The sequence below is a fragment of the Streptomyces pimonensis genome (genome assembly GCF_041380215.1).
Lineage (GTDB): Bacteria > Actinomycetota > Actinomycetes > Streptomycetales > Streptomycetaceae > Streptomyces > Streptomyces pimonensis.
Map to the genome: position 1 here is coordinate 1 of NZ_JAHWZY010000140.1, position 646 is coordinate 646.

Sequence of the window (646 nt, forward strand, 5' to 3'; positions counted from 1 at the left end):
ACGGCGTTGAACGCCTGGTCGGGCTGGGCGAGTTCACCGCCCTTGGGCTTCTTGACCGGGTGGCGGAAGCCGGGCCCCGCATTCTCGTAGCCGAGGTCGGTCAGGGTGGGGATGCCCAGGGTGGCGGCGAGCCGGTTCAGGGCGTCGACCAGTCCGTGGGCTCGTGCGCAAGTGGTGTCGTGCTCGCGACCCGGGCGGACTGGGGAGACCCAGATGGGCCAGCCGTCCGGGGCGGCGATGACCTGCACGTTTCCTCCGTGGTGCTTGTGCTTGCCGGACCACCACAGGTCCGCGCCGTTGGGGCCGGCGGCGGCCACGCGGTCGGTGCGGATCACCGTGCCGTCCAGGTTGAGGTGGGTGTACCCGGCTGCCGCCGCCCTCTCCAGCGCGGTGGACAGATCGGGCGCGTGGTCGGCCAGTACGGTCAATCCCTCATGTAGATAGCGATAGGCGGTCGGCACGGAGATGCCGTTGTCCCGGGCGAGTTGGACCAGCCGGGTACCGTCGACGAACCAGCGCAGCACAAGCACCGCCTGCCTGAAGACGCCCAGCGCGCGAGTGCCCTTGCGGGTCCCGAGCCGCTCGCGGTGCCCGCGCAGCAGCTTCGCGAGTTGCTCGGCAGTTGCCCTGCGGACATCGAGCACGG

General features: G+C 70.7%; 1 protein-coding gene. It reads right to left on the reverse strand.

Annotated elements, in window-relative coordinates:
* The coding region (locus KYY02_RS33720; protein ID WP_371244900.1) for a transposase family protein at window positions 1–644 on the reverse strand (644 nt) is incomplete at its 3' end.
* Window positions 645–646: the final 2 nt, after the last annotated feature.